The sequence below is a fragment of the Shinella sp. M31 genome, assembly GCF_049199205.1.
Lineage (GTDB): Bacteria > Pseudomonadota > Alphaproteobacteria > Rhizobiales > Rhizobiaceae > Shinella.
In genome coordinates this window covers 1-8,340 of sequence record NZ_JBLZPH010000107.1, presented here as the reverse complement: position 1 = coordinate 8,340, position 8,340 = coordinate 1, and the positions used below count along the sequence as shown (strand labels likewise).

7 protein-coding genes, 1 tRNA gene and 1 pseudogene are annotated in these 8,340 nt (G+C 60.3%); all 9 read left to right on the top strand.

The genetic code is table 11. The annotated features are described in order from the left end of the window. Positions 1–319 (top strand): annotated as a pseudogene (gene tuf, locus ACOZKU_RS18220) (elongation factor Tu); the annotation flags it as partial. 370 nt (positions 320–689) lie between these two features. Further along, positions 690–765, top strand: a tRNA-Trp gene (locus tag ACOZKU_RS18215). Between the two features lie 190 nt (positions 766–955). Further along, the gene (gene secE / locus ACOZKU_RS18210) at positions 956–1,156 is read left to right on the top strand and encodes a preprotein translocase subunit SecE (protein WP_421580060.1); all 201 of its coding nucleotides are present in this window, start codon (positions 956–958) and stop codon (positions 1,154–1,156) included. A 16-nt stretch (positions 1,157–1,172) separates the two neighbouring features. Beyond that, positions 1,173–1,703 carry a transcription termination/antitermination protein NusG gene (gene nusG, locus ACOZKU_RS18205; RefSeq protein ID WP_064329841.1) on the top strand — a complete coding sequence of 177 codons (531 nt, stop codon included), beginning with the start codon at positions 1,173–1,175 and terminating at the stop codon, positions 1,701–1,703. A gap of 199 nt (positions 1,704–1,902) precedes the next feature. Next, the gene (gene rplK / locus ACOZKU_RS18200) at positions 1,903–2,334 is read left to right on the top strand and encodes a 50S ribosomal protein L11 (RefSeq protein WP_314095363.1); all 432 of its coding nucleotides are present in this window, start codon (positions 1,903–1,905) and stop codon (positions 2,332–2,334) included. A 4-nt stretch (positions 2,335–2,338) separates the two neighbouring features. Beyond that, complete coding sequence (gene rplA, locus ACOZKU_RS18195) at positions 2,339–3,031, top strand: 50S ribosomal protein L1 (protein WP_314095366.1); 693 nt, start codon at positions 2,339–2,341, stop codon at positions 3,029–3,031. A gap of 345 nt (positions 3,032–3,376) precedes the next feature. Further along, complete coding sequence (rplJ, locus tag ACOZKU_RS18190) at positions 3,377–3,895, top strand: 50S ribosomal protein L10 (protein ID WP_117372567.1); 519 nt, start codon at positions 3,377–3,379, stop codon at positions 3,893–3,895. Between the two features lie 60 nt (positions 3,896–3,955). Beyond that, positions 3,956–4,333: a 50S ribosomal protein L7/L12 gene (gene rplL / locus ACOZKU_RS18185; protein ID WP_421580059.1), complete on the top strand. Its 378-nt coding sequence runs from the start codon at positions 3,956–3,958 to the stop codon at positions 4,331–4,333. A 253-nt stretch (positions 4,334–4,586) separates the two neighbouring features. After that, on the top strand, positions 4,587–8,340 hold a 3,754-nt coding region (rpoB, locus tag ACOZKU_RS18180; RefSeq protein ID WP_421580058.1), incomplete at its 3' end, for a DNA-directed RNA polymerase subunit beta.

Here is an 8,340-nt window from a genome sequence, read left to right as displayed (position 1 = left end):
TGGCCAGATCCTGTGCAAGCCGGGTTCGGTCAAGCCGCACAAGAAGTTCATGGCTGAAGCCTACATCCTGACGAAGGAAGAAGGCGGCCGTCATACGCCGTTCTTCACGAACTACCGTCCGCAGTTCTACTTCCGCACGACGGACGTGACCGGTATTGTTTCGCTGCCGGAAGGCACGGAAATGGTCATGCCGGGCGACAACGTCACGGTTGCCGTTGAACTGATCGTTCCGATCGCGATGGAAGAAAAGCTGCGCTTCGCTATCCGCGAAGGCGGCCGTACCGTCGGCGCCGGCATCGTTGCCTCGATCGTCGAATAATTTCGGGTCTTTGATCTGACTGGAAGCCCCGCGGAAAACCGCGGGGCTTTTTCGTTTTCGGTGCCTGCTTCGTACGGGTTTTACCCCTCAACATAACCCTCTCCCCGCAGGCGGGCAGGGGACTTGCCCCACGCGGTGCCGGAGATCCAGGAAGGCGGTGCGGCATATCTCCTTCGCCCCGCTTGCGGGGAGAAGGTGGCCGGCAGGCCGGATGAGGGGCGGGTGCCAATGGGGCAGGGCAGTATCCTCAAACAAGCACTGATTTGTTGTAAAAAATACACTTTTCGCACTTGCCAAGTCCGCCCCCGCGCCGTAAAGACGCCATGCCTTGCCGGTGACGGGCGGTTCGCTTCGGATACGGCAAGCATGTAGGGGTATAGCTCAGTTGGTAGAGCGGCGGTCTCCAAAACCGCAGGTCGGGGGTTCGAGCCCCTCTGCCCCTGCCATTCTTCGCCGGACAGCGCGGACCACTTGCAGCGACGGTCGGAATGGCGTGACGGTAAGGCCGTCATAATTCGTTAAAAGTTCGGTTGCCTCTTGTGAAAAAGGGAATCGGGCTTTATGTAGGGCAAAACAGACACGCGGTGCGTGGGGCTGATATCTCAGCTTTACGCGCCGTAATGGCGTGGACATTCAATGGCATCGAAAACGAATCCGATTGCGTTTCTGCAGCAGGTACGCTCCGAAACGGCAAAAGTGACTTGGCCCTCGCGGCGCGAGACGATGATCTCGACCATCATGGTCTTCATCATGGTCTTCCTTGCCGCAGTGTTCTTCTTTGCTGCGGATCAGTTGATGGGCTGGCTTGTTGGCCTCGTCCTCGGCGCTGCCGCCTGATCGGTTGGAGATGAACATGGCTTCCCGTTGGTACATCGTCCACGCCTATTCGAATTTCGAGAAGAAAGTCGCCGAGGATATCGAGAACAAGGCCCGTCAGAAGGGTCTTGATCATCTCTTCGAAAAGATCCTCGTGCCGACCGAGAAGGTTGTCGAGGTGCGTCGCGGCCGCAAGGTCGATTCCGAGCGCAAGTTCTTCCCCGGCTACGTGCTGGTGCGGGCGAACCTGACGGACGAAGCGTACCACCTCATCAAGAACACGCCGAAGGTCACGGGCTTCCTCGGTTCTGACAACAAGCCGGTTCCGATCCCGGACAGCGAGGCCGAGCGCATCCTGTCGCAGGTTCAGGATGGTGTCGATCGTCCGAAGCCCTCGGTCTCCTTCGAGATCGGCGAGCAGGTTCGCGTTTCCGACGGTCCGTTCGCGTCGTTCAACGGCACGGTTCAGGATGTCGATGAGGAGCGTTCGCGCCTCAAGGTGGAAGTGTCGATCTTCGGTCGCGCCACCCCGGTGGAGCTGGAATACGCCCAGGTCGAGAAAATCTGATTTTTGGCGGCGCCCTCGGGTGTCGCTTGGAGAAAATCCAATCCTCGCAGAGGGTTGGTGGCGGAAGTTTCCGCCGCTCGCGTGGAAGGGAAGGGTGCCTTAGCCGGGCGTCACAAGACCGCACCACGCAACCGCAGCCGCCGGTCTTTGATCGGCATCATGGGCCGGGCAACCGGCCGCATTCTGAAAGGCAGAGAAAATGGCTAAGAAAGTTGCAGGCCAGCTCAAGCTTCAGGTCAAGGCAGGATCGGCAAACCCGTCTCCGCCGATCGGCCCGGCGCTTGGTCAGCGTGGCATTAACATCATGGAATTCTGCAAGTCGTTCAACGCAGCGACGCAGGAAATGGAAAAGGGTATGCCGATCCCGGTCGTCATCACCTACTACCAGGACAAGTCCTTCACCTTCGTGATGAAGCAGCCGCCGGTGACCTACTTCCTCAAGAAGGAAGCCAAGATCACGTCCGGTTCGAAGACCCCCGGCAAGGGCGGTTCGGTCGGCAAGCTCACCAAGGCTCAGATCAAGTCGATCGCCGAAGCCAAGATGAAGGATCTCAACGCCGCCGATATCGAAGGCGCAATGGCAATGGTCGAGGGCTCCGCCCGCGCCATGGGCCTGGAAGTGGTAGGTTAATTCCATGGCCAAGATCGCAAAGCGCATCCAGAAGATCCGTGAAGGCATCGACCCGACCAAGCTGGTCGCCCTCTCGGACGCAATCGCTCTCGTCAAGGAGCGCGCCGTCGCCAAGTTCGACGAAACCGTCGAAATCGCGATGAACCTCGGTGTTGACCCGCGTCACGCTGACCAGATGGTCCGCGGCGTTGTCAACCTGCCGAACGGCACGGGCCGTGACGTTCGCGTCGCCGTCTTCGCTCGTGGCGCCAAGGCTGACGAAGCCAAGGCTGCCGGTGCTGACATCGTCGGCGCGGAAGACCTGCTCGAAATCGTCCAGGGCGGCAAGATCGACTTCGATCGCTGCATCGCAACCCCGGACATGATGCCGCTCGTCGGCCGTCTCGGTAAGGTTCTCGGCCCGCGCGGCATGATGCCGAACCCGAAGGTCGGTACCGTCACCATGGACGTCACCGGCGCCGTCAAGGCATCCAAGGGCGGTGCTGTCGAGTTCCGCGTCGAGAAGGCTGGTATCATCCACGCCGGCATCGGCAAGGCTTCCTTCGACGCCAAGGCTCTGGAAGAGAACATCAAGGCTTTTGCTGACGCCGTCGTCAAGGCGAAGCCGGCGGGTGCAAAGGGCAACTACGTCAAGCGCGTTGCCATTTCCTCGACGATGGGCCCGGGCGTCAAGATCGACCCCGCGACCGTTTCCTAATTCCGGTCCGGCTTCGGCCGCACCGCAACAGAATTCCCGGCCTTGTCTGGCCGGGAATTTCCGGGACTAAACGCCCGGAACTCCTGTCCGAGATTGCAGGTGGTTAGGCCTTAATCACGTTGCCTGCATGAGACGGGGTGAGACCTGGATTTCTTCAGCGTCGGATGACGCGGAATTCGGTTCGAACCTACCTTACCTTGTGTCGCGGCCCAAAGGCCGAGCGCGGGGGGACAGGATCCTCGAGCGTCGCTCGGGATCAGCTTTTTGAGATGATCCCTGGCGGCAAAGGTAAACCCGGCAGGTCCCCTGAGAAGTCTAGGGTCCTGTCAACTGGAGATAGGCACAGTGGAAAGAGCGGAAAAACGCGAATTCGTCACGGAGCTGAACGAAGTCTTCAAGGCTTCCGGTTCGGTTGTCGTGGCCCGCTACGCCGGTATCACCGTTGCGCAGATGAACGATCTTCGTTCGAAGATGCGTGCTGCGGGCGGTACCGTCAAGGTCGCGAAGAACCGCCTGGCCAAAATTGCCCTTCAGGGTACGGAGTCGGAAGGGATCACGGATCTCTTCCAGGGTCAGACGCTCATTGCTTACGCAAATGATCCGATGATTGCTCCCAAGGTAGCCATGGATTTCGCCAAGACCAACGACAAGCTCGTTGTTCTCGGTGGCGCCATGGGTGCGACCACACTCGACGCAGAAGCAGTCAAGTCGCTTGCGACCCTGCCTTCGCTCGACGAGCTTCGCGGAAAGCTCCTGGGTCTGCTTGCAGCCCCGGCTACGCGCGTCGCTACGGTCGTTGCAGCACCGGCAAGCCAGCTTGCCCGCGTGTTCGCAGCCTATGCCAAGAAGGACGAAGCCGCTTGAGGCGGTTTTTCGCTGTAAATCAAACTTACCAGTTCGAACCGAACAAAAGGAAATACGAAAATGGCTGATCTCGCAAAGATCGTAGAAGACCTGTCCGCCCTCACCGTTCTGGAAGCCGCTGAGCTTTCGAAGCTTCTCGAAGAGAAGTGGGGCGTTTCGGCTGCTGCTCCCGTAGCAGTTGCTGCTGCTGGCGGCGCTGCTGCTGCTGGCCCGGCTGAAGAAGAAAAGACTGAGTTCGACGTTATCCTGGCTGACGCCGGCGCTAACAAGATCAACGTCATCAAGGAAGTCCGCGCCATCACGGGCCTCGGCCTCAAGGAAGCCAAGGACCTCGTCGAAGGCGCTCCGAAGGCTGTCAAGGAAGGCGTTTCCAAGGCTGAAGCCGCTGACCTCAAGAAGAAGCTTGAGGACGCCGGCGCCAAGGTCGACGTTAAGTAATATCGGAATGCGGTGGGAGAGGGTTTCGACCCTCTCCCATTGATGATTCCTCCGAACTGATTACCCAAAAGCCGCAAAAACGGCTTTTGGGTAATGGGTTCTTCAAGAGGATGGTCTTCCTCCAGGCGACAGGGCAATCCGGCCCGTGGCCTGACAGCAAGACGAGATTGAACCAACCCATTGGTCGACGGGATCGACTGGCCAGCGAACCCCGTCTGTTGCAGGCCCGGATGCAAATTTTGAAGGAGCGACGATGGCTCAGACCCTTTCGTTTAACGGTCGTAGGCGCGTACGCAAGTTTTTTGGTAAAATCCCCGAAGTCGCAGAAATGCCGAACCTCATCGAGGTTCAGAAGGCATCCTACGACCAGTTCCTGATGGTTGATGAGCCCGCCGGCGGACGCCCGGACGAGGGCCTTCAGTCGGTTTTCAAGTCGGTCTTCCCGATCACGGACTTCTCCGGCGCTTCCATGCTCGAATTCGTTTCCTACGAATTCGAACAGCCGAAGTTCGACGTTGAGGAATGCCGTCAGCGCGACCTGACCTATGCTGCGCCGCTGAAGGTGACGCTGCGCCTCATCGTGTTCGACATCGACGAGGATACCGGCGCCAAGTCGATCAAGGACATCAAGGAACAGAACGTCTACATGGGCGACATGCCGCTCATGACCGACAACGGCACGTTCATCGTCAACGGCACCGAGCGCGTCATCGTTTCCCAGATGCACCGTTCGCCGGGCGTGTTCTTCGATCACGACAAGGGCAAGAGCCATTCGTCCGGCAAGCTGCTCTTTGCTGCGCGCGTCATCCCGTATCGCGGTTCCTGGCTCGACATCGAGTTCGACGCCAAGGACATCGTGCATGCGCGCATCGACCGTCGCCGCAAGATTCCCGTCACCTCGCTCCTCATGGCGCTGGGCATGGACGGCGAAGAAATCCTGTCGACCTTCTATACGAAGTCGCTTTACCAGCGTGACGGCAAGGGCTGGCGTGTTCCGTTCAATCCCGACGCGCTGAAGGGCCAGAAGGCCGTCGCGGATATGATCGACGCCGACAGCGGTGAAGTGGTTGTCGAAATCGGCAAGAAGCTCACCCCGCGCCTGCTGCGCTCGCTCTCCGAAAAGGGCCTCAAGGCTCTGAAGGCGACCGACGAAGACCTCTACGGCAACTACCTTGCCGAAGACGTGGTCAACTACACGACGGGTGAAATCTATCTCGAAGCCGGCGACGAAATCGACGAGAAGACCCTGCCGGTCATCCTGTCGGCTGGTTTCGACGAAATCCCGGTTCTCGACATCGACCACATCAATGTCGGCGCCTACATCCGCAACACGCTCGCCGCAGACAAGAACGAGAACCGCCAGGACGCTCTGTTCGACATCTACCGCGTCATGCGTCCGGGTGAACCGCCGACCATGGATTCGGCCGAAGCCATGTTCAACACGCTGTTTTTCGATGCGGAGCGTTACGACCTCTCCGCCGTCGGCCGCGTGAAGATGAACATGCGCCTCGACCTCGACGTTGCCGACACGGTTCGCACGCTGCGCAAGGACGATATCCTTGCCGTCGTGAAGATGCTGGTCGAACTGCGCGACGGCAAGGGCGAGATCGACGACATCGACAACCTCGGCAACCGCCGTGTTCGTTCGGTCGGCGAGCTGATGGAGAACCAGTACCGTCTCGGCCTGCTGCGCATGGAGCGCGCGATCAAGGAACGCATGTCCTCGATCGAAATCGACACGGTCATGCCGCAGGACCTGATCAACGCGAAGCCGGCTGCTGCCGCGGTTCGTGAATTCTTCGGTTCCTCGCAGCTCTCGCAGTTCATGGACCAGGTGAACCCGCTGTCGGAAATCACCCACAAGCGCCGTCTTTCGGCTCTTGGCCCGGGTGGTCTGACGCGCGAGCGCGCCGGCTTCGAAGTCCGCGACGTTCACCCGACCCACTACGGCCGTATCTGCCCGATCGAGACGCCGGAAGGCCCGAACATCGGTCTGATCAACTCGCTTGCAACCTTCGCCCGCGTCAACAAGTACGGCTTCATCGAAAGCCCGTACCGCAAGATCGTCGACGGCAAGGTGACGACGGATGTGGTCTACCTCTCCGCCATGGAAGAGGCCAAGTACCACGTGGCTCAGGCAAACTCGGTGCTCGAAAGCGACAACTCGTTCGCTGAAGAGTTCGTCGTCTGCCGTCACGCCGGCGAAGTCATGCTCGCACCGCGCGACCAGATCAACCTGATGGACGTTTCGCCGAAGCAGCTCGTTTCGGTCGCGGCGGCGCTCATCCCGTTCCTCGAGAACGATGACGCCAACCGCGCGCTCATGGGTTCGAACATGCAGCGTCAGGCCGTGCCTCTGCTGCGCGCGGAAGCACCGTTCGTTGGCACCGGCATGGAACCGGTCGTCGCCCGTGACTCGGGCGCTGCCATCGCGGCCCGCCGCGGCGGCGTCGTCGACCAGGTCGACGCGACCCGTATCGTTATCCGCGCCACGGAAGACCTCGATCCGTCGAAGTCCGGCGTCGATATCTACCGCCTGCAGAAGTTCCAGCGCTCCAACCAGAACACCTGCGTCAACCAGCGCCCGCTGGTCACCGTCGGTGACGTTCTGAACAAGGGCGATATCATCGCGGACGGTCCGTCGACCGACCTCGGCGACCTGGCACTCGGCCGCAACGCGCTCGTCGCGTTCATGCCGTGGAACGGCTACAATTACGAAGACTCGATCCTGATGTCCGAACGCATCGTCTCCGACGACGTGTTCACGTCCATCCATATCGAAGAATTCGAAGTCATGGCCCGCGACACCAAGCTGGGTCCGGAAGAAATCACGCGCGACATTCCGAACGTTTCGGAAGAAGCGCTGAAGAACCTCGACGAAGCCGGTATCGTTTACATCGGTGCAGAGGTTCAGCCGGGCGACATCCTGGTCGGCAAGATCACCCCGAAGGGCGAAAGCCCGATGACGCCGGAAGAAAAGCTCCTGCGCGCCATCTTCGGTGAAAAGGCCTCCGACGTTCGCGACACCTCCATGCGCATGCCGCCCGGCACCTTCGGCACCGTCGTCGAAGTTCGCGTCTTCAACCGCCATGGCGTGGAGAAGGACGAACGTGCGATGGCGATCGAGCGCGAAGAGATCGAGCGTCTGGCGAAGGACCGTGACGACGAGCAGGCGATCCTCGACCGTAACGTCTACGGCCGTCTGATCGACATGCTGCGCGGCCACGTCGCCGTCGCCGGCCCGAAGGCCTTCAAGAAGGGCACCGAGCTGTCGAACGCCGTGATCTCCGAATATCCCCGCTCGCAGTGGTGGATGTTCGCCGTCGAAGACGAGAAGGTTCAGGGCGAAATCGAAGCGCTCCGCGGCCAGTACGACGAATCCAAGTCGCGCCTTGAACAGCGCTTCATGGACAAGGTCGAAAAGGTCCAGCGCGGCGACGAAATGCCTCCGGGCGTCATGAAGATGGTCAAGGTCTTCGTCGCTGTGAAGCGCAAGATCCAGCCGGGCGACAAGATGGCCGGCCGTCACGGCAACAAGGGCGTCGTCTCGCGCATCCTGCCGATCGAGGACATGCCGTTCCTCGAAGACGGTACGCATGTCGACATCTGCCTGAACCCGCTGGGCGTGCCGTCGCGCATGAACGTCGGCCAGATCCTCGAAACCCACCTTGCCTGGGCTTGCGCCGGCATGGGCAAGAAGATCGGCGACCTGCTCGACGAGTATCGCAAGACCATGGACATCTCGGACCTGAAGCGCGAGCTGACGGAAGTTTACGAGAGCGAAGCCAAGGACGAAGTCGCCCATTTCGACGACGACGCCCTGGTCAAGCTTGCCGAGCAGTCCCGCAAGGGTGTCTCGATCGCAACGCCGGTCTTCGACGGTGCACATGAACCCGACGTCGCCAGCATGCTCGAGCGTGCGGGCCTCAACTCTTCCGGTCAGTCGGTTCTGTACGACGGCCGTACGGGTGAAGCCTTCGACCGCAAGGTCACCGTCGGCTACATGT